Origin of the sequence: Thalassospira sp., from assembly GCF_002709775.1 — a bacterium.
Classification (GTDB): domain Bacteria; phylum Pseudomonadota; class Alphaproteobacteria; order Rhodospirillales; family Thalassospiraceae; genus Thalassospira.
In genome coordinates this window covers 30,017-54,124 of record NZ_PAQR01000053.1, presented here as the reverse complement: position 1 = coordinate 54,124, position 24,108 = coordinate 30,017, and the positions used below count along the sequence as shown (strand labels likewise).

Below are 24,108 nucleotides of genomic sequence, written 5' to 3'. Positions count from 1 at the left end.
ACCATGGTGGAAAACACCGAAAGCAGCAGTGATCAGATCGCCGTACGTCTTGAAGACGTCTCGCACCGCTATGGCAAGGTGGCAGCCCTTGATGGCATCAGCCTTGAAATTCCGGTTGGCCAGACGGTTGGTTTTATCGGCCCGGACGGGGGCGGTAAATCAAGCGCGCTTGCCCTGATATCGGGTGCGCGCAAGGTGCAGGATGGCACGGTCGAGACGCTTGGCGGATCGATGACGGATGCCAGGCACCGCAATGCGATCCTGCCGCGCATTGCCTATATGCCGCAGGGGCTTGGCAAGAACCTTTATATGGACCTGACAGTCCGTGAGAACCTTGAGTTTTTCGGCCGCCTGTTTGGTCAGGGAAAGCGTGAGCGTGATGAACGCATTACAAGGCTGGTTGAGGCGACCGGCCTTGATCCCTTTACCGAGCGCCCGGCGGGCAAGCTTTCAGGGGGGATGAAGCAGAAGCTTGGGCTTTGTTGTGCGCTGATCCATGACCCGGATATCCTGATTTTGGACGAGCCGACCACCGGTGTTGATCCGTTGTCGCGTCAGCAATTCTGGCAATTGATCGATGCGATCCGCCAGACGCAAAGCAAAATGACGGTTCTGGTGGCGACGGCCTATATGGATGAAGCCGCACGCTTTGACCGGTTGATTGCGATGAATGACGGCAAGGTACTGGCGAGCGGTACGGCCGATGAAATTCTTGAACGCACCGGATCAGACACGCTGGAGGCCGCCTTTATCGCGCTTTTGCCGGAAGAACAGCGGCGCGATCATCATGAGCTTAACATCCCGGAACGCACCATTCATGGCGACACGCCAGCGATTGTCGCCGAACATCTGACCAAGAAGTTTGGCGACTTTACCGCCGTTGATGATGTCAGCTTCCGGATTGAGAAAGGCGAGATTTTCGGATTTCTCGGCTCCAACGGTTGCGGCAAGACCACGACCATGAAGATGCTGACCGGGCTTTTGAATGCGTCCGAAGGCATGGCCGAGCTGTTTGGCAAACCGGTCGATGGGCAGGATATCGCGCTGCGTAACCGGGTTGGCTATATGAGCCAGGCCTTTTCGCTTTATTCCGAACTGACCGTGATGCAGAACCTTGAGCTGCATGCGCATCTGTTTCACATCCCCAAAGACAAGATCAAACCACGGATCAAGGAACTTTCCGAGCGGTTCGGTCTTGGCCCCTATCATGATGATCTGAGCGAACGGTTACCGCTTGGCGTGCGCCAGCGATTGTCGCTGGCGGTGGCGATCATTCACAATCCGGAAATCCTGATTTTGGATGAGCCGACATCGGGCGTTGATCCGGTGGCACGTGACGGTTTCTGGGAATTACTGGTCGAGCTTTCACGTGATCAGGGGGTGACGATTTTCATTTCCACCCACTTCATGAACGAGGCGGAGCGCTGCGACCGCATTTCACTGATGCATGCCGGCAAGGTTCTGATCAGTGATACGCCGGACGCGATCACCAAGGGGCGTGGCTGCGAGACGCTGGAAGAAGCGTTTATCAGTCACCTTGAGGAAGCCGATGGCGAGGACGGGCAATCTGCGCCCGCCCCTGCCCCGGAAGATGCATTGAACGCGTCGAATGGTGATCAGGCCAACTGGAAACCGGCGCATGCGTCGCTATTCAGTTTCCGGCGGCTGTGGGCCTATTCACTGCGTGAAACCATGGAACTGGTGCGCGATCCGATCCGTTTGATGTTTGCCCTGATTGGCACGGCGATCCTGATGCCGGTGTTTGGTTGGGGTATTACCTTTGATGTCGAAAACCTGACCTATGCGGTTCTGGACCGCGATCAGAGTGCGGAAAGCCGGACCTATACCGAAAACCTGTCGGGATCGCGTTATTTCGAAGCACAGGAACCGCTAACCAGTATTGATGATCTTGAGGCAAGGCTACTTGCAGGCGAGATCACGCTGGCGATTGAAATTCCGCCGGGCTTTGGCCGCGATGTCGGCCGTGGCAGCAGCCCGGAAATCGGCGCGTTTATTGACGGCTCCATGCCGTTTCGCGCCGAGACCATTCATGGCTATGTCGAAGGCATTCATCAGCGGTATCTGAGCGAGCATCTTAAGCGTGATGTTGGAAGTTCCGATACCGGTCAGCCGCTCAGGATTGAAACGCGTTTTCGCTATAATCAGGACTTCAAAAGCATCTATGCCATGGTGCCCTCAGTCATCGCGCTGTTGCTGGTGTTTATCCCCGCCGTCCTGATGGCGGTGGGCGTGGTGCGCGAGAAGGAACTGGGATCGATCACCAACCTTTATGTGACACCGGTGTCCAAACTTGAGTTTCTTTGGGGCAAGCAATTGCCGTATGTAGCGCTTGGCCTGATCAACTTTTTCCTGATGAGTGCGATGGCGCTGTTCTGGTTTGAGGTGCCGTTGCGCGGTAATGGCCTGACCCTTTTGATCGGGGCGATCCTGTTTGTTACCGCGACCACGGGCCTGGGGCTTTTGATTTCGTCCTTTACCAGCACCCAGATCGCCGCCCTTTTTGGCACCGCGATTGCGACCATGGTGCCATCGGTAATGTTTTCCGGGATGATGCAGCCGGTTTCCTCGCTTGAAGGGGTCTCGGCGCTGATGTCCAAGGCCATTCCGACATCGCATTTCATGTCGATCAGTGTTGGCACCTTCACCAAGGCGCTTGGCTTTGCGGAGCTTTATCCCGAACTGATCAGCCTTTTGATCTTCTTCCCGGCATTGACCCTGCTTTCGATGCTGCTTTTGAAAAAGCAGGAGGCGTAAACCATGCTTGGCAGACGGATCAGTAATATCTATCGCCTTGGCATCAAGGAGCTTTTCAGCCTCCGGCGTGACATGGTGCTGATTGCGCTTATTGTCTGGGCGTTTTCCTTTGCGATTTATAACTCGGCCACCGGCTTTTCGCATGATTTGCGGCGCGGCTCGATCGCGATTGCCGATCAGGATGGGTCGGCCCTGTCGCTTCGGATTTCGGACGCGTTTCTCGAACCCTACTTCCAGCAGCCCGTGCGCATCAATGAGCGCGATATTGATGCGGCGATGAATAGTGGCGAATTCACCTTTGTGCTGGTGATCCCGCCGCGTTTCGAGGCCGATGTGGTTTCGGGCCGCGATCCGGAGCTGCAGCTTAATATCGATGCCACCGCGATGATGCAGGCAGGGATCGGTCAGGGCTATGTCAGCAATATCATCGCGCAGGAAGTCTCGACCTGGCTTGGTGGCAAGTCGGCCTGGGCCGGACAGAACAGTTCTGATGCCGCGTCAATCGTGACGCGATATGCCTATAACCAGAATGTCAAAAGCGAATGGTTTACCAGCACGATGGAGATCATCAACGCGATCACCATGCTGTCGATCATTCTTTCGGGTGCGGCGCTTATTCGCGAACGCGAACATGGCACGATCGAGCATTTGCTTGTGATGCCGCTTAATCCCTATGAGATCATGCTGGCCAAGGTCTGGGCCAACGGGCTTGTGATCCTGATTGCCTGCATGCTGTCGATGATTTTTGTCGTCCAGCTGGTGCTGGGCGTGCCGATTGCCGGATCGAAGCTTTTGTTCATGGGCGGTGTGGTGATCTATCTGTTCTTTGCCACCGCACTTGGCATTTTCTTGGCCACCATGACGCGTTCGATGCCGCAATTTGGCCTGCTGTTCATACTGGTGGTGTTGCCACTGCGATTGCTTTCGGGGGGCAGCACACCGCTTGAAAGCATGCCCGAGGAACTTCAGAACATCATGCAGTTCTCGCCCGCCACACATTTCGTCAAATACGCGCAGGCGATCCTGTTCCGCGGCGCTGGCATAGACGTCGTCTGGCCGGAATTCCTGCTGGTGTTTGCGATTGGTGTGGGCTTCTTTGCCTTCAGCGCTATGCGGTTCAGGAAGAGCATCGCGCAGATGCGCTAACTCGCGATCAAGACACACAAAACCCCGCGCGGGAACCCGGCGGGGTGGGAATGGTGGGCCTAACAAGACTCGAACTTGTGACCTCTCGCATGTCAAGCGAACGCTCTAACCAACTGAGCTATAGGCCCCTATGGGTGGGAAAGATGGTGGGCCTAACAAGACTCGAACTTGTGACCTCTCGCATGTCAAGCGAACGCTCTAACCAACTGAGCTATAGGCCCGCAAATCCATCTTTCAGAAGACCAGGGCTTCGTAACCGAAAACCATGATCTGTGCCGTTTGCGTCGGCGAGGCGGTATTTATCCCAAGGCGGACCTTGGCGCAACCCCAGAAATGGTTTTTTGACAAAAAATGTTCATCAATTCCGTGGCAATTCCCATATGCTACAAGATAGTATGAGAATGGGTCGCAGGACGCCTGACGCCGTGTCAAAAGGGATGGACATCACGAAAGACAATGAACCAGTTGCCTTCGGAACTTACCACAACCGGCCCCGCCACCGTTATCCTGCCACCACGGCAAACCCTGCCTGTGGTGTTTGCATCCCCGCATTCAGGCCGCCAGTACCCGCAGGATCTGATTGACCGGGCGCGGATCGGCGCGTTTGAGCTGCGTGCATCCGAGGACGCCTTTGTCGATCAGTTGTTCACTGCCGCCCCCAAGCTTGGCGCACCGTTGCTGTGCGCGACATTTCCGCGCGCCTATGTTGATGTGAACCGGGCCGCCATGGAACTTGATCCACGGATGTTTGATGGCGATCTTCCCGATGACAACGAGATCAATTCGATGCGCGCGCTTTCGGGGCTGGGATCGATCCCGCGCGTGGTCAGTGGCGGGGTCGAGATTTACAAGCCCCGCCTGCCCGCCGAAGAAGCGCTTTCGCGGATCGATACCTATTACCGGCCCTATCACAAGGCATTGCAAAAACTGATTGATCAGACGCGGGCCACGTTTGGCTATTGCATCCTGATTGATTGCCATTCGATGCCCGGAGATTCGTGCGACAGCATGAAAAACCGCGTTGATCTGGTGCTTGGCGATTGCTATGGAAGTTCCTGCCACCCGTCATTGACGCGGTTTGTGGAAGATTGTTTCCGTGATATGGGCTTTGCGCCCGCGCACAATGATCCATATGCCGGGGGCTATTGCACACGCCATTACGGTCGCCCGCAAGAACATGTGCACAGCCTTCAGATCGAGCTTTCGCGAGCGCTTTATATGGATGAAACGACAATCAGCCCGCATCGCGGCTTTGACGTTCTGCGTGATCAGATGACCGATCTGATATCGCGCTTCCATGATCTCGACGGGAACCCGTTCTAATGACTGACGCCACCACCGCCACCAGCAACGCCACCGATACCAGTGACGTTTTGAGCGATCTGGTCATTCGCGATGCCGAACCCGAAGATTTTGAACGCATCACCGAGATTTACGGCCATCACGTTCTGCATGGCCTGGCATCGTTTGAAGAACGCGCGCCCGAAATCGCCGAACTGACATCACGCTGGCAGCATGTGCGCGAACGCGGCCTGCCCTATCTGGTGGCCGATGTTGACGGCCGGGTTGAGGGCTTTGCCTATGCCGGGGCGTACCGCACACGGCCTGCCTACCGCTTCACGGTCGAGGACACGATTTACATCGCACCTGAAGTCGTCGGCAAAGGGGCTGGCAGTGCGTTGCTTTCGGAACTGATCAAACGGGTCACTGCCCTTGGTTATCGCCAGATGGTTGCCGTGATCGGCGATAGTGCGAATGTCGCATCGATCGGGCTGCATGCGCGGCTGGGCTTCCGGGTTGCCGGTACACTTCAGTCAGCCGGCTTTAAAATGGGCCGCTGGGTCGATAGCGTGATCATGCAGCGCGGCCTGGGTGACGGGGACAGCGATACCCCCGATGGCAATCCCACGCGCGAGAAATAGGCGCTAAACGGCTTACAAACATTTCAAGGGGCGTTGTCACGGCATGTCGGACAGCGCCCTTTTTCCATGCGCTGGCGTCAGATGACCATGAGTTGATTTGCACCGCACCATTTCACCAATTCCAAATAACATCAGTTACTCATCGGCTGAGCAGATGCTTGAAACTTGTCTAATTGGCTGAATTTAGGCAAAAAAGAAGGCCGCCTGTGACAGCGGCCCAAGTCTAGGGAGGAAACGTCCAAGAAACGAGCGACAAGTCGCTCGCCGGAATGCACTGCGTCCTACCGCAGCGCACAAATGGAGATTACTGATTCGATGGGGAGGACGCAATAGCTTTTTGACTATTTTTTTGTCAAAAATATTACTGCTTCTTTTTTGTGCATTATTTTAAGGCATTGCCCCTCAAACGCCCGAAAATTTCACATCTCGCGGCTATTTTTTGATCATCGAAGAAAACAGAATTTTCGAAATAGAGCAGAGAATCGACGCGAATCCGAACTGCCTTGAGTCGGCCTGAAGCGGATTCCACGCCCATTTTCCGTATCGATTCCACCTTTCATGCGACAGGCAGGAGCAAAAGCTTGCCCGCCCCGCGCATCGGAGGACAGCGACGCCCCTACCCTACACCCGCAGCGCTCCCTCGGCAGGTAGCGGCACAGCTAAAGAAGTGTCGGGAGGCACTACGCAGACAATAAGCCGAAACTGCGTCTCTGCGACAGGCGCGATATGGTGTGCGGGGCTTAGCAAGCCCGACACGTCGATGGTCGGAACTGCTCATGCAAGCGGGCCCCCGCATGAACAAGAGCAATGTCAGGGAGGTTTCAGAGGGGATGGTGGCGTGGGTTGGGGCCGCTTTGGGCGTGACTAACCGGCAACAGGCGTTTAGTTGACGCTGCGGTCGACAGACGGGGCGTTTGAGGCTGACGGGGTGGCCATGGCGCTGACGGTGTTGCGGCGGCCGGAATAGCCCTGAGCGACGAGATCATCGCGATCCCGGCGTTTTTTGGCGTCATACATGCGCTGATCGGCGAGATCGATCAGGTTCTGCGGCAGGGCAATGGCATCTTCGATGCGTTCGGACAGGCCGACACTGGCGCACTGCACCTTCCCGTTTTGAAGCTTTGCCAGCCCCGGTGCCATAACGCGTTCAAGCACCTCAGCCGCGCGGGCGCGGTCGAGCTCGGGCAGCAGAACGAGGAACTCCTCCCCGCCCCAGCGCACGACCATATCGGAGCGGCGGAAGCGATGGATCAGGTTGTTGCCGACTTCGCCGAGAATGCGGTCGCCATAATCATGGCCATAGCGGTCATTGATCTGCTTGAAGTCATCAAGATCAATGAAGGCGATGGTGTATGGAACCTTCTTGCGAAGAGCGCCCTCGAAGCTGACGCGGATCATCTCCATACCAAAGGCACGGGTATAACAATTGGTCAGCGGATCAATGGCGATTTCGTGCGCCGCCGTGATGGTGCGATAAAGCTGCACAAGGGCGGACACCAGTGCGAGCGGCAACAGGAAGGCAAGCAGCATTTCAAACGGCACAAAGCCGGTTTCAAGCCCGGATTGCGCACCGATGGCAAGCAACACCATAAAGGGCACGGAAAGCAGCCCTGCCTCGACCAGGGTGACCGGCATGATGGCAATCATCATCACCAGCCCGATCAGAAGGAAGCTGTGCGAGCTGTGCATATGGTCGGTTGCCAGCGGATCATTACCGGCAAAGACACACAGCAAACTTGCTGCGACAATCAGCATCAACATCGGAAGATACGGGAAGCGCCGCCTTAAGCGTGCGCTGACAGCGCGATTGGTGAGAACCGCAAGCGCGACACCCGCGACCAGAAGGCGCAGGATGAAGGTCTGCGAGGACCACATTTCCGAGGCAAAGGCCCCATCCCAGAACGGGACGGCAATCATCAGAACAATAACGAAAAGAGCGGCAAAACGGGCGGAGAGCTGAATCGATTCCTTGCGACGCAGATGCAAAAGCTCTGCATGCCGTGGCGTGTAGAGAAAATCCCGATAGCAACATCGCCAGGTCTTTTTAGGCGGGCTGCTATTTTCCTGAGGGCCTGTATCCACGCGAACCGCTCCAACCAGATGATATCAGGCCAATTTCAGCCCGTTTTTCAGCAGGTTCATCGTTCCCTTATTTGGTCGAAGACACAACTATACATTAGGGTGGCGTAATGCGGCATAAGGATCAGAATACAGTTTTTAAACGGCAAATTTCGACCGCAAGATATTGATTTGCAAACAAAAAGTTAACCCGAAACCCACCACATCTGGCGGTAAAAAAAATTTCCTCGGGACTTTCTACCGTGGGTCGAAAAATGGCGTGCGGGATTTTTTATCGCAGAAACTGAAACGGCGCACCGGGTTTACGGTGCGCCGTCCAAATTCACCCCAATCGCAGGGTGATTATGCCGTGGTATAGCGTCGTGATCAAAGCGACGCTGATCAGCCCCAAAGTTCGCGATCAGGCAGACCCATGACACCGTTTTTGAATGTCAGGGCATGGTCGCGATCCTTGGCCATCCAGATCGGGCCATCGAGATCGACAATGCGCGACATCGCACCGGTGATCATGGCGGGCGCCATGGCAAGCGATGTACCGACCATGCAGCCGGTCATCAGTTGCATGCCGGCCTTTGATGCGGCCTCTGCCAGTTCGAGCGCGCCGGTGAGACCACCGGTCTTGTCGAGCTTGATGTTGATCATGTCATAGAGATTGGCCAGACGCGGAATGTCGGCCATCGTATGAACAGACTCATCCGCACACAGAAGCACCGGGCAATCGATATCGATCAGACCGCCATCCTGCCCGGCAGGCAGGGGCTGTTCGATCATCTCGACACCAAGGCCGTCAAGTTCGGCACCGATATCTTCGAGCAGATCAAGCGACCAGGCTTCGTTGGCATCAACAATGATGCGCGCCTTGGGCGAGCCTTCACGCACAGCGCGGACCGACTCAAGGACGTTTTCGCCATTGAGCTTGACCTTTAGCAGCGGCGCATGGGCGATCTTGCGGGCAGCTTCGCGCATATTGTCCGGGGTATCGATCGACAGCGTCTCCGCCGTGATCAATCCTTCCGGTGCCTTGTGCCCGATCAATTCCCAAACACGACGGCCCATACGCTTGGCTTCAAGATCCCAATAGGCACAGTCGACTGCATTACGTGCAGCGCCGGCCTTCATGGCGTCCTGAAGTTCCTTGCGGGTCATGCCACGGTCAAGGGCGTCTGCCTGTGCTTCGATGTCGGCAATGACACCTTCGACCGTTTCATTATACCGGGCATAGGGAACGCATTCCCCGTACCCGGTATGTGTGCCGTCGCTAAGCGTCACCTTGACCACATGTGCCTCGGTCCGTGCCCCGCGCGAGATCTTGAAGACCTGTGCGAGAGGGAAGACTTCGGAAATCACACTGAGTTTTGGCAACTTAGATCTCCTGAAGTTTGTCGACCAGCGGTGCAACACCGGTACGGACCGGATCAACAGCCGGAAGACCGAATTCGGCTTCGATGTCAGCGAGAAGCTTCTTGGCTGCTGCGTCGTCAAGCGCCTTGGTGTTGATCGCGAAACCGACAACCTTGCAATCCGGGTTGGTCAGTTTTGCGTGCTGCAGGTTGACCTCGAGGCAGGTTTTCAGATCCGGAAGCTTGTAGCCCGGCAGACCACGCATATGTGCGCGGGTCGGCTCGTGGCAGACAACAAGTGCGTCCGGCTGGGAACCGTGGATCAGGCCCATGGAAACACCGGCGAAGGATGCGTGGAACAGGCTGCCCTGCCCTTCCATGACGTCCCAGTGATCAGCGTCATTGGCCGGTGCGATGGTTTCAACAGCACCCGAGATAAAGTCGGAAATCACGGCGTCAACCGAGATGCCTTCGCCAGCGATGAAGATACCGGTCTGGCCGGTGGCACGGAAATCGGACTTGATGCCGCGCTTTTTGAATTCGGCGTCAATCGCAAGGGCGGTGTACATTTTACCAACCGAGCAGTCGGTACCAACTGCGAGAACGCGCTTGCCGGAACGTTTTTCACCGTTACCGACCGGCACTTTGCCGTCGAAGTGGCGAACGTCAAACAGTTTGACGCCTTTGGCAGCAGCGGCTTCGACCAGCTCCGGAATAGTGGAAAGACGGGTGTGCAGGCCGTTGGCAATGTCCATGCCGGCATCGATTGCAGCCAGCAGGGTTTCCATCCATGCCGGGCCGATGATGCCGCCACGGTTGGCAACGCCAAGCACCAGGGTTTTAACGCCTGCAGCCTTGGCTTCGGCGATCGACATTTCCGGCAGACCAAGATCAGCCTGACAGCCCGGCAGGCTCAGCTGACCGACGCACCATTCCGGGCGCCACTGCTTGATGCCGATTGCGGTTTTTGCAGCCAGTTCGTCCGGCGCGTCACCAAGAAACATAAGATACGGATGTGCGATTTTCATAATACCTCCTTGACCAGCATCCAAACGCTGCTCTTAATATTGTGGCGGGACTATAGCGCAATCTGGTAGGATCGTTCCAGAGATATGAAACGATATCTTCGACGATCTAACCGATATTTCGTCTATAATTCTAAAAAACACGACAATAACGAAATTAAATACAATAGTCTTCGAAGACCAACATCCTTTCTTGTGAATTTGTTCGGGAATGGCCCGAAAAACGCAAGAAAATGCAATTTTGAAGGACTGGCGTGAAAGCGCCCGACTACACATGAGCACCGATCTCAAGACGTGGCTATCCGAGCGAAAAATCGAAGAAGTCGAATGCATTGTTCCGGACATGTCCGGCGTTGCCCGCGGCAAGGTTCTTCCGACACAGAAATTCCTGAAGGGGCTGGAGGCCAAAAGCCTTGCCATCCCCGAAGCAATTTTCTGCCTGACGGTGACCGGCGGCTACCCGGAGGAGACCGATGCGTTCCTTGACCCGGCCGAAAAGGACGTGGCCATGGTGCCCGACCCGGACACCGTGCGCGTCGTGCCGTGGTACGAGGAGCCAACGGCCCAGATCATCTGCGACTGTTTCCATTTTTCCGGCGAAGAAGTTTCAACGTCCCCGCGCGGCGTGCTGAAACGCGTTCTCAAGGCTTTTGAGGAACGCGGCATGAAGCCCGTGATTGCGCCGGAACTTGAATTTTATCTGGTGGCAAAGAACACCGACCCTGACAACCCGCTTGAGCCGCCGATTGGTCGGTCGGGTCGCCCGGAACGCGCATCGAACGCCTTTGGCATTGATGCGATCAACGAGTTCGATCCGCTGATTGAAGACCTTTATGACTATTGCGAGGCCATGGATATCGATGCCGATACTATGAGCCACGAGTCGGGTCCGGCCCAGCTTGAAATGAACTTCAACCATGGTGATCCGCTTGAACTGGCCGACCAGGCCTTCCTGTTCAAACGTACGCTGCGTGAAACGGCACTCAAGCACGGTGTCTATGGCACGTTCATGGCCAAGCCGATGGGCAACCTTCCGGGCAGCTCGATGCATATTCACCAGAGTCTTCTTGATATCAAAACCGGCAAGAACCTGTTTGCCGATGATGACGGGGAAAACTCCAAGCTGTTCCTGAACTATATTGGTGGTCTGCAGCGTTACCTGCCAGCTGCCATGCCGCTTCTGGCACCGAACATGAACAGCTATCGCCGTTTGCAGCCCTGGTCGGATGCGCCGATCAACATGCACTGGTCGCTTGATAACCGCACGGTCGGCTTGCGCCAGCCGAACGGCCCGCCCGCAGCACGCCGTATTGAAAACCGCTTGCCGGGGGCGGATGCCAACCCGTATCTGGCGGTTGCCGCATCGCTTGCCTGTGGTCTTTTGGGGATTCTCGAGGAAGTCGATGCCACCTCCCCGATCGAAGGGTCCGGCTATGATCGCGCGCATTCCCTGCCGCGTCACATCCATGAAGCACTTGCGAAATTCCAACGTTGCAAGCCACTTAAAGAGCTTCTGGGCGAGGAATTTGCCGCCGCCGTCATCGCGGTGAAGGAAGCGGAATGGGATGCCTATCAGACCGTGATCAGCGCGTGGGAGCGTGAGCACCTGCTGCTGAACGTATAAAAGACGCCTGTCGAATTTTGCGCCGGGTATTGCTGCCCGGCGCAAGAATGTTGCATGTTAAATACACAAATTTTGACTTGATGCGAAAAATGCACATTTTTCCATCTTGTATTTGACAATATCCTGAAGCATTCGAAGGATATTGGGATTATCTCCGGGTTCTGGGAGATCAAACAACAGGACCGTAAACTTTCAAACGCTGCCACATGGGAGGCTCAGCGAAATGAAATCTCTTCTTAAAACATCAAGCCTTGTTGTGCTTGCGGCAGCCGTATCGGGCTTCGCAACCGGCGCATCGGCACAGGAAGTTCTCAACGTTTATAACTGGTCGGATTATATCGGCGAGGAAACCGTTGCGAATTTCGAAAAGGAATATGGCGTCAAGGTTAACTATGACGTTTATGACAGCAACCAGCTTGTCGAAGCCAAGCTGCTTGCAGGCAATTCTGGCTATGACATTGTGGTTCCGACCCTTGCCGACGCCGAACGCCTGATCAAGGCGAAACTGTTCCAGCCGATCGATAAATCGAAGCTTACGAACTATGGCAACCTGGATCCGATCATCCTTGAGCAGCAGGCCAAGTACGATCCGGAAAACACCTATGCCGTGCCGTATTTCTGGGGCACCAACGGTTTTGGCTATAATGTTGCCAAGATCAAGGAAGTCCTGGGTGACGACGCACCGGTTGACAGCTGGGCGATGATCTTTGATCCGCAATATGCCGAAAAGCTGTCCTCATGCGGTCTGTCGCTTCTGGATGATCCGGGCGAGATCGTTCCGCTTGTGAACTTCTATCTTGGCAATGTGCCGGATGGGGAGCCGACCACGGAATCAATCGAAAGCGCCTTTGCGCAGCTTGAGAAGATCCGTCCTCATGTGACCTATTTCCATAGCTCGCAATACATCAACGACCTTGCAAACGGGAACACCTGTATTTCTGTTGGCTGGTCGGGCGATGTCGGCATGGCCGCCCTTCGCGCGGAAGAAGCTGGCAACGGCAACGAGATCAAGTATGTCATTCCGAAGGAAGGCACGCTCATCTGGTTTGATGCAATGATGATCCCGGAAGATGCACCGAACCCGGATCTGGCGCACAAATTCATCGACTATGTCCTGCGTGCTGACGTCGAAGCAGAAATCGCGAACTATGTTGCCTATGCAACGCCGAACCTTGCTGCGATGGAACTGGTAGACCCGTCCCTTCTGGAAGATCCGGGCATCTATCCGCCGCAGGAAGTCAAAGAACGCCTCAAGTCCAAAGTTGAGCCGGGCGGTCGCCTTCTGCGCACCCGTACCCGCATGTGGACGAAGCTTAAAACCGGTCAGTAAGCAATCCTAATGGATTGTGATCCCTGATCTTTGCCAAGGGCGCGACATTGTTCGCGCCCTTTTGCTTTTGCGCCGCGTCATCGCCCGCCCTGTGCCCGCCTGTGACTCGCGCACTGGCAAGTTGTTTGGTTGTGGGTGACACCACTTCAGCAACTACGACTCCGCACCCGATTGCACATTTTCTGAACACTCCATGCCGATTTACTGCCGATTTAGGCATCAAATGGCGATGGATGTTCAAAATATCGCACACCCCTCTTTACAGATTGCAGAAATGGTTCATCCTGTTATCAGGAAGAACCGACCTTTCAGCAATGCTGCACCACTAAAAGAGTGCACATCAGGTCATCAGGGGCTGACGTCTGATTTAATCGGTTCATCTTGACATTGAACAAGGGGAGAATGCTGGTGTCAGAGGCGGTTTTGGAGCGCGTGCACGAGGATGTGCACAAGACGCAACCTTGGAACAATCCGGACGCGGTTCCCTATATCCGCTTTGAGAATGTGACCAAGAAATTCGGCGACTTCTATGCCGTCGATGATGTTTCCCTTGATATCTATCGCCACGAATTGTTTGCCCTTCTGGGCGGATCGGGCTGCGGCAAAACCACGCTTTTGCGCATGCTGGCCGGGTTCGAGGAACCGACATCGGGCAAGATTTATATCGATGGCGTCGATATGGCCGGTGTTCCGGCCTATGAGCGCCCGACCAACATGATGTTCCAGTCCTATGCCCTGTTCCCGCATATGAGCGTCGAGCAGAATGTTGCCTTCGGCCTTGTCCAGGACGGCGTTTCTCGCAGCGAGATCAAGGAACTGGTCGCCGAGATGCTTGGCCTTGTGCAGATGACCAAATTTGCCAAGCGCAAACCCCATCAGCTTTCGGGTGGTCAGCGCCAGCGTGTGGCGCTTGCGCGCTCGCTTATCAAAAGGCCAAAGGTACTGTTGCTTGATGAACCGCTGGGTGCGCTTGACAAGAAACTGCGCGAACAGACCCAGTTCGAGCTGGTCAATATTCAGGAAAAGGTCGGCACCACCTTTGTCATGGTGACCCATGACCAGGAAGAAGCCATGACCATGGCATCGCGCATTGCCGTGATGAATGAGGGGGTGATCAACCAGATCGGCACCCCGTTCGAACTTTATGAATATCCCAACAGCCGCTACACCGCGAACTTCCTTGGTCAGGTCAACCTGATCGAAGGCGTTCTCGTTGATGATGACGAAAAATATGCTGTCATCAAATCCGAAGAAGCCGGTTGCGATATCTATATCGACCATGCGGTTCAGGGCCATCAGGGCATGACATTCTGGGCAGCCCTTCGCCCCGAACGCCTGCGCATCACCAAGGAAGCGCCCGCAGATGCCAAATACAATTGCGTGTCGGGCAAGGTTGAAGAGATCGGCTATCTTGGCGGTATTTCGACCTATCACGTGCGCCTTGAGAGCGGCAAACGCATCAAGGTGACCGAGCCGAACTCCACCCGCCAGATCGAGCCACGCTATACGTGGGAAGACACGGTCTGGGTATCGTGGGAGGCCGGGGCTGCTTCGGTTCTGAACAAATGAGCAGTGACAAGCTTAGCTTAAAGCAAAAATTTGATCGCTGGATGATCAAACATGGCCGGGTGCTGGTGATCGGCATTCCGTATTTCTGGCTGTTTTTGTTCTTCCTTGTGCCGTTCCTGATCGTTCTCAAGATCAGTTTCTCCATGGCTGAATATGCGCAGCCGCCTTACACGTCGCTGTTCGAATGGATTGATGAAGGCATCACGATCACACTTAATTTCGGGAACTATCTGTTCCTGCTCTCCGACAGCCTTTATGCCACGGCCTATCTGAACTCGATCCGGATTGCGGCGATTTCGACCATCATCACGCTTCTGATCGGCTATCCGATGGCCTATGGCATTGCGCGCGCGCAAGGATCGATGCGCAGTGTGCTTCTGATGCTTGTGATTCTGCCGTTCTGGACCAGCTTCCTGATCCGTGTTTATGCATGGATCGGCATTCTTGATCGTGAAGGGCTGATCAACGCGTTCCTGCTGTGGGCCGGGATCATTTCCGAGCCGCTAATCATGCGTCAGACCGAATTCGCGGTCTATGTCGGCATTGTCTATACCTACCTGCCCTTCATGATCCTGCCGCTTTATTCCACGCTCGAAAAGATGGATGTCAGTTTGGTCGAGGCCGCACTTGATCTGGGCTGCAAGCCTTGGCAGGCCTTTGCCAAGATCACGTTGCCGCTGTCGATGCCGGGCATTCTGGCAGGATCGCTTCTGGTGTTTATTCCAGCGGTTGGCGAGTTCGTCATTCCGGAACTTCTGGGTGGCCCGAACACGCTGATGATTGGCCGAACGCTTTGGAACGAGTTCTTTGCCAACCGTGACTGGCCGATTGCATCGGCGGTGGCGATTGCGATGCTGCTGTTCCTTGTCGTACCGATCATGTGGTTCCAGCATATCCAGACCAAGCAGGAGGAAGGCCAGCAATGAGCAGCAAACGTTCAACCTTCCTGATTTCGGCCTTGGTGTTTGGCTTTGCCTTTCTGTATGTGCCGATCCTGCTTGTCATCATCTATTCCTTTAACGAGGGCAAGCTGGTGACCGTCTGGGCGGGCTTTTCGACCAAGTGGTATGTGTCGCTGTTTTCCAATGACGGCATGATTGATGCCGCCTGGAACAGCCTGCGGATCGGGGTGATGTCAGCCACCCTTGCGCTTGCCCTTGGCACACCAGCCGGGCTTGTGATGTCACGCTTTGGCCGGTTTAAGGGACGCACCCTGTTTTCGGGCATGATTGCCGCCCCGCTTGTCATGCCGGAAGTCATTACCGGTCTGTCGCTTCTGCTGTTGTTTGTGACACTGGAACAAATGATTGGCTGGCCAGCTGGTCGTGGTCTTTCGACGATCACGATTGCGCATACGACCTTCTGTGCGGCCTATGTCGCGGTTGTCGTGCAGTCGCGCTTGTCCGGGATGGATACCTCGGTCGAGGAAGCGGCAATGGACCTTGGCGCCAAGCCTGCCAAGATCTTCTTTGTCATCACCCTTCCGATGATCCTGCCGGCGTTGCTTGCCGGTTGGCTTCTGTCCTTCACGCTGTCGCTTGATGACCTTGTGATTGCAAGCTTCGTTGCCGGTCCGGGCTCGACGACACTGCCAATGAAGGTGTTCTCGTCGGTGCGTCTTGGTGTCTCGCCCGAGATTAATGCGCTTGCGACCCTGATCATTCTGGCAGTGTCGGTGATGATCGTGATTGCCAGCCTGATGATCCTGCGGTCCGAGCGGATGCGCAGTCGGGCATCCGCCGGGGCCGAGGCACAGCCTTAAAGCCCCCACACAGGCATAAGACATAAAAAAACAGCGCCGGACATATCATCCGGCGCTGTTTTTGTTTGGGCTATTAGAGCCTTGTGATCAGCTATCCGTCTCGGCCGCGCGGCGCATCATTTCACGGCAATGCATGCCCGGTGCGGAAACCTGCCAATAGGAGACAACGGCTTCTTCGGCGGCTTCTTCGAAATCGATGATCAGATTGTTGAGCGCGTTCTGCTCCATGAGCTTTTTGACACGGTCAGGCAACTGCGACATCTGCCACAGGCCAAGCACCAGCGCATAGGATGAGCGCATCAGCTTGCTAGCGTCTTCCGGCGTGATTTCATAAAGCTCTGCCAGGGCATCGGCGGTACGTTTGACCATGGATGCCAGGAAGCGGCGCTGATTGACGACCATTTCATCGTCAGAGCCGGATTCCAGAACGCCTTGCGACAGCGAGGCGAGATACAGGAACTTCTCGTTCTTGACCAGATACCGCACAAACTGGCGGGCGACACGGGTTGAGTCCCGTTCTTCCGGCCGACGCAGGGCTTCCTGATCAATGACATCGAGATTGTTCTCAAACCACTCTTTCTGGAAGTGACGCAGCACTTCAAGGAACAGTGCTTCCTTGCTTGAGAAATAAAGGTAAAGCGTGCCTTTGGCGAGATTGGCCTTGCGCGCAACTTCAGCAGCCGACGGCAACGTACCATCGCCTTCCATGTAAAGCTTGCGTGCAGCTTCCAGAATATCGGCACGACGTTTTAGTTTCTGCTCGTGACTACGAGCACGAACAAGATTGTCTTGTTCCATTTGATTAACTTCCCCCAACGTATTTTCCCCGGGCATATTATTGCATTGTAATTCACCTAAAAGTCAAACTGCAGGTTTGGAATAAATGGATAAAATTCATGAACCCTTGAAAATTCATGCTTTTTAGCCACCAAACACCTACGTTCTTAGGTGAATTCCGGTCACATACAATCAATCGGAACATTCGTTCCTGAACAAATTCCCTAAATTCGTACAGATTTTCTTTCGAGTCGTACAGCCCCGCAACCACTGGGATACTGACCGTGTGCCAATGAACACTGCATTACACCGGGTCATTCCGTATCGTGAAATACCTGCCCCCTGCCAGTGACCGCGGGTTTAAACCGGCAGTTCGGTGGTACGTTTGACTTCGCGCAGCGTGATGACGGTCTGGACGCGTTCGACGCCGGGCAGCTGGGTCAGGACTTCGCTGTGGATGCGTTCGTAGTCGGCCGTGTCGCTATAGACGACATGGACGAGATAATCGCTTTGCCCGGCCAGCAAATAACATTCGACGACTTCGGGAACCTTTTGAATTTCCTTTTCAAAGGTTTCGAGTGCCTCGCGGGTCTGGCGGGTGATTGCGATATTGACGAACGCGTTGCCCGGCTTGCCGATCCGGGCGGGATTGAGAAGCATGGTGTAGTGATCAATGAAGCCGGCTTCTTCAAGCAGCCGCACACGCCGCAGGCAGGCAGAGGCCGAAAGGTTTACCTTTTCAGCGAGTTCCGCATTGCTGATGCGACCGTCTTTCTGCAGCAAACGCAGAATCATCCGATCTCGTTCGTCCATCTCCATTCGAACAATCCTCCGACGTCACCGTCTTTCTGTTGAATTATATAGCAATGATACCATCAAATGCCCCTTGAATTGAAGATTAATTGCCCAATTTTTAGGGTATCATTCAAGAATAATGACAAAAGAGGCGGCAGCACGTTCTAACCGCCCGGGAATCCCCGGAAACGCCGTGGAGTTCCCCCGATTGCCACCGTTATTGTCGGGAGAAAACGACATGCTGATTGGTGTTCCAAAAGAGATCAAAAACCATGAATATCGCGTCGGACTGACACCAAGCTCGGTCCGCGAACTCGTCGCCCATGGCCATAAGGTTCAGGTTGAAACCCTGGCCGGTGCCGGGATCGGCTTTGCCGATGAGGATTATGTTGCTGCTGGCGCAACTATTGCCGGCACGGCTTCGGAAATCTTTGCCAGTGCGGAAATGATCATCAAGGTCAAGGAACCGCAGAAGGTCGAGTATGAGCAACTCCGCGAAGGTCAGTTGCTGTTTACCTATTTGCATCTGGCACCGGACCCGGATCAGACGGCCGGTTTGGTCAAATCCGGTGTGACAGCGATTGCCTATGAAACCGTGACCGACCGATCCGGTGGCCTGCCGCTTCTGGCGCCGATGTCGGAAGTTGCCGGGCGCATGGCGCCGCAAGTCGGTGCGGCGGCCCTTCAGAAAGCCAATGGCGGACGGGGTATGCTACTCGGTGGTGTGCCGGGTGTGGCCCCGGCCAAGGTCGTTGTCATTGGCGGCGGCGTTGTCGGCACCAATGCGGCGCGTATTGCCGCAGGCATGGGGGCGGATGTGATCATTCTTGATAAAAACGTCAAACGTCTGACCTATCTGGATGATCTGTATGGCCCGCGCATCAAAACGCAATATGCCACCATCGATGATACCGAGGCCTACGTGCTTGAGGCCGATATGGTTGTCGGTGCGGTTCTGGTTCCGGGGGCAGCCGCCCCCAAACTGATCAAGAAAGAGCAGCTATCGCGCATGAAGCCGGGATCGGTGATTGTCGATGTCGCGATCGATCAGGGCGGATGTTTTGAAACGTCCAAGGCAACGACGCACGCCGATCCGACCTATATCGTCGATGATGTCGTGCATTATTGCGTGGCCAACATGCCGGGCGCCGTTGCGCGCACATCGACCTTTGCGCTGAATAACGCCACCCTGCCCTTTGCGCTGGCCCTTGCCAACAAGGGCTGGAAGAAAGCCTGTCAGGATGATCCGCATCTGGCAGCAGGCCTCAACGTCCATGCAGGCAAGATCACCTATAAGGCCGTGGCTGATGCGCTGGGTTATGATCACTTGCCGCTGGAAAGCGCGCTGGCCTGAAGGCCCAAAACCGATCATGAAAAAAGGGCGCCAGATGGCGCCCTTTTTGTTTGGTTGTCTGCAAAACAGATATCAGATCAGAATTCGACCTGTGTGACGTCACGCACCGCACCCTGATCGGCACTGGTGGCCATGGCGGCATAGGCACGAAGGGCGGTTGAGACCTTGCGTTTACGCGGTTTGGCCGGACGCCATGCTTCGGGGCCCTTGGCTTCCATCGCCTGACGGCGGGCCGCCAAGGTCGCGTCGTCGACCGCGATCTTGATCGAACGGTTCGGGATGTCGATTTCGATCATGTCGCCCGGCTCGATCAGAGCAATGTCACCGCCAGCGGCAGCTTCGGGGGAAACGTGACCGATCGAAAGGCCCGACGTCCCGCCCGAGAAGCGACCATCAGTGACCAGCGCGCAAGCCTTACCAAGACCCATCGATTTCAGATAGCTGGTCGGATAGAGCATTTCCTGCATGCCCGGACCACCTTTGGGGCCTTCATAGCGGATGACGACCACGTCGCCTTCCTTGACCTCGCCACCAAGAACCTTGGCAACAGCTTCGTCCTGACTTTCGCAGATCACGGCCGGGCCGGTAAATTTCAGGATGCTTTCATCGACACCGCCGGTTTTGACTACACAGCCATTGGCGGCCAGATTGCCAAACAGAACGGCAAGACCGCCATCCTGACTATAGGCATGTTCGACGTCGCGAATGCAGCCTTCTTTTTCATCAAGATCAAGGTCGTCCCAATAGCGTTCCTGACTGAACGCGGTTTGCGACGGCACGCCACCGGGCATCGCACGGAAAAACTTGTGCACGGCTTCGTTGGTGGTGCGCTTGATGTCCCATTTTTCCAGGGCATCGGCCATGGTTTTCGAATGCACGGTCGACACATCGGTGTGCAGCAGACCTTTGCGTTCGAGTTCACCCAGAATACGCATGATGCCACCGGCACGATGGACGTCTTCCATGTGGAACATCGGATGGTTCGGCGCGACCTTCGACAGATACGGGATCTTGCGCGACAGGCGATCCATATCGGCCATGGTGAAGTCGACTTCGGCTTCCTTGGCGATGGCAAGCAAGTGCAGGACCGTGTTGGTCGAGCCGCCCATGGCGATATCAAGTGCCATTGCGTTTTCAAATGCTTCAAACGTTGCGATACCGCGCGGGGTCGCACCGATATCTTCTTCTTCGTAATAACGGCGTGCGAGCTTAACCGAGGTGCGGGCCGCTTCAAGGAAGAGTTCCTTACGCGCCGCGTGGGTTGCCAGCACCGAACCGTTACCCGGCAGGGCAAGGCCAAGGGCCTCGGCCAGGCAGTTCATCGAGTTGGCGGTAAACATGCCAGAGCATGAACCACAGGTCGGGCATGCCGAACGTTCAACAGTTTTGACCTGTTCGTCCGAGATTTTCGGATCAGCGGCCTGCACCATGGCATCGACCAGATCCAGGTGATGTTCCTTGCCATCGAGGATGACCTTGCCGGCCTCCATCGGGCCGCCGGAGACGAAGACGCACGGGATGTTCAGGCGCATTGCAGCCATCAACATGCCCGGGGTGATCTTGTCACAGTTGGAAATGCAGACCATCGCATCGGCGCAATGGGCATTGACCATGTATTCGACGGAATCGGCGATGATTTCGCGCGACGGCAAGCTATAGAGCATGCCGTCATGCCCCATGGCGATACCGTCATCAACCGCAATGGTGTTGAATTCCTTGGCAACGCCGCCGGATGCCTCGATCTCGCGTGCGACCATCTGACCGAGGTCCTTGAGGTGCACGTGTCCGGGCACGAACTGGGTGAAGCTGTTGACGACCGCGATGATCGGCTTGTCGAAATCCTCATCTTTCATGCCAGTGGCGCGCCAAAGGCCGCGCGCACCTGCCATGTTGCGGCCGTGTGTTGTTGTACGGGACCGATATTCCGGCATGGAAGGAACCTCTCTTTACATCACTGGTGGCGTTTCTTGCGGGCGCCAGAACCGAAGCCCGGTGCCCTCTATATATGACTGCGTTCTAGCACAGTATTCGCGCGCTTTGACAGTTTTTTGCCTGAAAATGTCGCCAAATTCCGTCATACGGTACGATTGCTACACGACAGTGAAATCGACCACGGGTCTGCGACGCATTTTGGGCGATGGTTTCTACCCGCAGAGTTTGCATGTCATCAGGCTTCTACCAGTGCGATGGCGCGCCTTTGTGACCCAATTCACAGGTTTTGCCATAATTGGCTCCAAAACCTATCCCTAATATCCAAAAAACCATACCATTGGATAGGCGACCTTTAGCCAAACAACAAATACTTTAAGGAGGATTATCGCCGCCAGGCGATTCTCCCACTCCCATTCTTACCCCGGACCCTCATACAGGTTCGGGGTTCTTTTTTGCCCGGATTTCGGGCCGGAAACCACCATCTTGTAACTGCGCGCTTTAAAGGATGCTCTGAACACTTTAATGTCAGGGAAAGAACTGCTTGGGTTCAATCCCTTATCCAGACCATCAGGTGGAGATCCGCACATCCATGTCCGACCAACTCAAGACACTGTTGCGTCGTGGACTGACTGCGCATGAGGGCAATCGCCCCGAAGAAGCCGAGAAAATCTATCGCGCTGCCCTTGCCATGTCACCGGGCAATGCGGAGGTCGAGCATCTTCTTGCCACCCTTCTGACCGGGCTTGGCCGCCACCGCGAGGCGCTTGAGCTTTTTGAGAACTGCCTGTCGAGCTTTGCCGCCAACCCGGCAGTGCGATGCAATTATGCCATCGCGCTGGAAAGCTCCGGGCAAATCGACAAGGCGATTGACCAGTTCAAGCAGGCGCTGAGTTACCATGGGGATTTCCCCACCGCGCTTTATCACCTTGCCCGACTTGAAATTCCGCGCGGCCATCTTGGTCAGGCGATGGATCTTTTGGGACGGTTACTTGGCCTTAAACCCAATCATTACGAAGGATTGCTGCTGTTCGGGCAGACCTTGCATGATCTGGGACAGGAAGAAGCAGCGCTTAAGTCGCTTGAACATGCCGCCGAGGCCGCCGGCATTTCGCCAGAAATGATTTGCCGGGTGGGATCGGCCTTTTTACGGCTTGGCTATCCGGAACTTGCGCAGAACCTTTATCAGCGTGCGCTGAGCATTGATGCGAAATATGTTGCTGGCCTGCGCGGACTTGGACAGTCGCTTGCCCATCAGGGGCAATATTCCAAGGCGGTTGCGATTTTAAAAACCGCGCGCCGCCTGACCAAGGAAACCGGCGATATTGATCTGGTTCTGGCCGACATCACCCTGCGCTGCGGCGACCTTGATAGTACGATCAAGACACTTACCAGTCTGATTGAGACATCCCCGGACAATGCGACGGCGGATGCATTATTGATCCGGGCGCGTGCCAAGCTTGATACCACCGACGGCGCAACGCATGCCAAGGCAGCCAAGGAATGGGCCAAGCATCATATGCCGATTGCGGCCCTTCCGGCCTTTGGCAATAGCCGCCAGTCGGACAAGCGCCTGCGCATCGGGTGGATTTCGCCGTTCTTCTGTCAGCATCCGTCCTTCGGGCTGTTGAGTGCGCTTGCGCGTCATCTGAACCGGCATGAGATCGAGCTGTTTTTATATTCCGCAACCCCGCGCCCGGATGATGTCACGCGCCAATGGCAGGTGATGGCAGATGGCTGGCGCGAGGTATGCGGGCAGGACCCGATGCAGATTGCCGATCGCATCCGCAAGGACAAGGTCGATATCCTGATTGATGTCTGTGGCATCCACCCGACCCAACCGATCGAGGTTTTTGCGCTTAAGGCCGCCCCGGTGCAGGCCAGCCTTTCTGCGATCACCACAGGCATGGCGGAAATGGATTACCTGATCGGGCACAAGGATGTGCTTGGCGGTGATCTTGCTGATAACAAGAAGTTTTCCGAGCGCCCCTATCCGCTGGCGCTTGGCCCCTATCTTCCGGCAGAGCTTGATGATGCCTTGCCACTGGCGCCGCTTCCGGCCGCGATTGGTACTGAAATCATCCGGTTTGGCTGCATTGACCGGCTGGCCAATATCAGCAACGAAACGCTGAATTGCTTTGCGCGGATCCTCAATAAGGTCAGCAACAGCCGCATTGTCATTCAGGATGATGTGCTTGAGGATTCCTATGCTGCCAAGACGTTCCTTGATCGCGCCCGCCAAGCCGGGATCAAACGCGACCGACTTGATCTTGCAGGAAGGGTAAAACCACAGGATCGCGCAAGCCTTTATGCCCAGATTGATATCGGGCTGGCACCGTTTCCCGCCATCAGCCTTGAGAACTATTACGAGATGCTGTGGTTTGGCATTCCGTTTGTGTCGCTGGCTGATGATCGGCCGGGTTCACGGCTTGGTCTGGCGGTGCTTGGCGATATCGGGCTTGGTGCGCTGTGTGCCGAAACCGAAAAGGGCTATGTCGATAAATGCATCATGCTGGCATCCGACCTTAAGGCGCTGGCCAGCATTCGCGAGAACATGCGCGACCGCATTCGTGGCAGCCGTGCCTTCCACGGTCCGGCCGTCGCGGCAGAGTTCGAGGAAGCCTGCCGCGAGATGTGGCAGAACTGGTGCCTTGGTGCGCGCTAGGCCAAAAGAGTTTCCG

Annotated in this window: 17 protein-coding genes and 2 tRNA genes; 11 read left to right on the top strand and 8 right to left on the bottom strand. The window is 55.5% G+C overall.

Annotation, left to right across the window (positions count from 1 at the left end; translation table 11 throughout):
- Nucleotides 1-3: 3 nt before the first annotated feature.
- The gene (gene rbbA / locus CMO10_RS16475; protein ID WP_297024291.1) at nucleotides 4-2,775 is read left to right on the top strand and encodes a ribosome-associated ATPase/putative transporter RbbA; all 2,772 of its coding nucleotides are present in this window, start codon (nucleotides 4-6) and stop codon (nucleotides 2,773-2,775) included.
- A 3-nt stretch (nucleotides 2,776-2,778) separates the two neighbouring features.
- Nucleotides 2,779-3,921 (top strand): ABC transporter permease, encoded by a 1,143-nt coding sequence (locus CMO10_RS16470; protein ID WP_297024289.1) that lies wholly within the window; start codon nucleotides 2,779-2,781, stop codon nucleotides 3,919-3,921.
- A 51-nt stretch (nucleotides 3,922-3,972) separates the two neighbouring features.
- Here the strand turns inward: CMO10_RS16470 and CMO10_RS16465 are convergent.
- A tRNA-Val gene (locus CMO10_RS16465) sits at nucleotides 3,973-4,049 on the bottom strand.
- A gap of 16 nt (nucleotides 4,050-4,065) precedes the next feature.
- A tRNA-Val gene (locus tag CMO10_RS16460) sits at nucleotides 4,066-4,142 on the bottom strand.
- A gap of 235 nt (nucleotides 4,143-4,377) precedes the next feature.
- Here CMO10_RS16460 and CMO10_RS16455 point away from each other — a divergent pair.
- Complete coding sequence (locus tag CMO10_RS16455; RefSeq protein ID WP_297024287.1) at nucleotides 4,378-5,244, top strand: N-formylglutamate amidohydrolase; 867 nt, start codon at nucleotides 4,378-4,380, stop codon at nucleotides 5,242-5,244.
- Nucleotides 5,244-5,843: a GNAT family N-acetyltransferase gene (locus CMO10_RS16450; protein ID WP_082049709.1), complete on the top strand. Its 600-nt coding sequence runs from the start codon at nucleotides 5,244-5,246 to the stop codon at nucleotides 5,841-5,843. Before CMO10_RS16455 ends, CMO10_RS16450 begins: the two co-directional genes overlap by 1 nt.
- An 882-nt stretch (nucleotides 5,844-6,725) precedes the next feature.
- Here CMO10_RS16450 and CMO10_RS16445 read toward each other — a convergent pair.
- The 3 genes from CMO10_RS16445 to dgcN form a co-directional block, all read right to left on the bottom strand.
- Complete coding sequence (locus CMO10_RS16445; RefSeq protein ID WP_297024285.1) at nucleotides 6,726-7,925, bottom strand: GGDEF domain-containing protein; 1,200 nt, start codon at nucleotides 7,923-7,925, stop codon at nucleotides 6,726-6,728.
- A gap of 378 nt (nucleotides 7,926-8,303) precedes the next feature.
- Nucleotides 8,304-9,284: an N-acetyl-D-Glu racemase DgcA gene (gene dgcA / locus CMO10_RS16440; protein WP_044828600.1), complete on the bottom strand. Its 981-nt coding sequence runs from the start codon at nucleotides 9,282-9,284 to the stop codon at nucleotides 8,304-8,306.
- A 1-nt stretch (nucleotide 9,285) separates the two neighbouring features.
- A complete protein-coding gene (dgcN, locus tag CMO10_RS16435) occupies nucleotides 9,286-10,290 on the bottom strand; it encodes an N-acetyltransferase DgcN (RefSeq protein ID WP_297024281.1) in 1,005 nt (334 codons plus the stop codon).
- Between the two features lie 271 nt (nucleotides 10,291-10,561).
- Between dgcN and CMO10_RS16430 the strand changes: the two genes are divergently transcribed.
- The 5 genes from CMO10_RS16430 to CMO10_RS16410 all read left to right on the top strand — a co-directional run bounded on the left by CMO10_RS16430 (nucleotide 10,562) and on the right by CMO10_RS16410 (nucleotide 16,572).
- The gene (locus CMO10_RS16430; protein ID WP_044828598.1) at nucleotides 10,562-11,911 is read left to right on the top strand and encodes a glutamine synthetase family protein; all 1,350 of its coding nucleotides are present in this window, start codon (nucleotides 10,562-10,564) and stop codon (nucleotides 11,909-11,911) included.
- 223 nt (nucleotides 11,912-12,134) lie between these two features.
- Complete coding sequence (locus tag CMO10_RS16425) at nucleotides 12,135-13,241, top strand: polyamine ABC transporter substrate-binding protein (RefSeq protein ID WP_297024278.1); 1,107 nt, start codon at nucleotides 12,135-12,137, stop codon at nucleotides 13,239-13,241.
- A gap of 402 nt (nucleotides 13,242-13,643) precedes the next feature.
- Nucleotides 13,644-14,810 (top strand): ABC transporter ATP-binding protein, encoded by a 1,167-nt coding sequence (locus tag CMO10_RS16420; protein ID WP_297024276.1) that lies wholly within the window; start codon nucleotides 13,644-13,646, stop codon nucleotides 14,808-14,810.
- Complete coding sequence (locus tag CMO10_RS16415) at nucleotides 14,807-15,736, top strand: ABC transporter permease subunit (protein ID WP_044828595.1); 930 nt, start codon at nucleotides 14,807-14,809, stop codon at nucleotides 15,734-15,736. Before CMO10_RS16420 ends, CMO10_RS16415 begins: the two co-directional genes overlap by 4 nt.
- Entirely contained in the window at nucleotides 15,733-16,572 is an 840-nt protein-coding gene (locus CMO10_RS16410; RefSeq protein WP_044828594.1) for an ABC transporter permease subunit, read from the top strand. The genes CMO10_RS16415 and CMO10_RS16410 overlap by 4 nt, the downstream gene beginning before the upstream one ends.
- An 87-nt stretch (nucleotides 16,573-16,659) precedes the next feature.
- On the opposite strand, the gene CMO10_RS16405 is transcribed toward CMO10_RS16410, so the two are convergent.
- Together CMO10_RS16405 and CMO10_RS16400 are read right to left on the bottom strand one after the other, a co-directional pair.
- The gene (locus tag CMO10_RS16405) at nucleotides 16,660-17,370 is read right to left on the bottom strand and encodes a TetR/AcrR family transcriptional regulator (protein ID WP_297024274.1); all 711 of its coding nucleotides are present in this window, start codon (nucleotides 17,368-17,370) and stop codon (nucleotides 16,660-16,662) included.
- 339 nt (nucleotides 17,371-17,709) lie between these two features.
- Nucleotides 17,710-18,162, bottom strand: a complete 453-nt coding sequence (locus tag CMO10_RS16400; RefSeq protein WP_249741897.1) for an Lrp/AsnC family transcriptional regulator — start codon at nucleotides 18,160-18,162, stop codon at nucleotides 17,710-17,712.
- A 220-nt stretch (nucleotides 18,163-18,382) separates the two neighbouring features.
- Here CMO10_RS16400 and ald point away from each other — a divergent pair, with 220 nt between their 5' ends.
- A complete protein-coding gene (ald, locus tag CMO10_RS16395; protein WP_297024272.1) occupies nucleotides 18,383-19,498 on the top strand; it encodes an alanine dehydrogenase in 1,116 nt (371 codons plus the stop codon).
- 77 nt (nucleotides 19,499-19,575) lie between these two features.
- Here ald and ilvD read toward each other — a convergent pair whose 3' ends face one another.
- The gene (gene ilvD, locus CMO10_RS16390) at nucleotides 19,576-21,429 is read right to left on the bottom strand and encodes a dihydroxy-acid dehydratase (RefSeq protein WP_297024270.1); all 1,854 of its coding nucleotides are present in this window, start codon (nucleotides 21,427-21,429) and stop codon (nucleotides 19,576-19,578) included.
- 590 nt (nucleotides 21,430-22,019) lie between these two features.
- On the opposite strand from ilvD, the gene CMO10_RS16385 reads away from it, so the two are divergent.
- Nucleotides 22,020-24,092, top strand: coding sequence for a tetratricopeptide repeat protein (locus tag CMO10_RS16385; RefSeq protein ID WP_297024268.1), 2,073 nt, complete (start codon nucleotides 22,020-22,022; stop codon nucleotides 24,090-24,092).
- The last annotated feature ends 16 nt before the right edge of the window (nucleotides 24,093-24,108 follow it).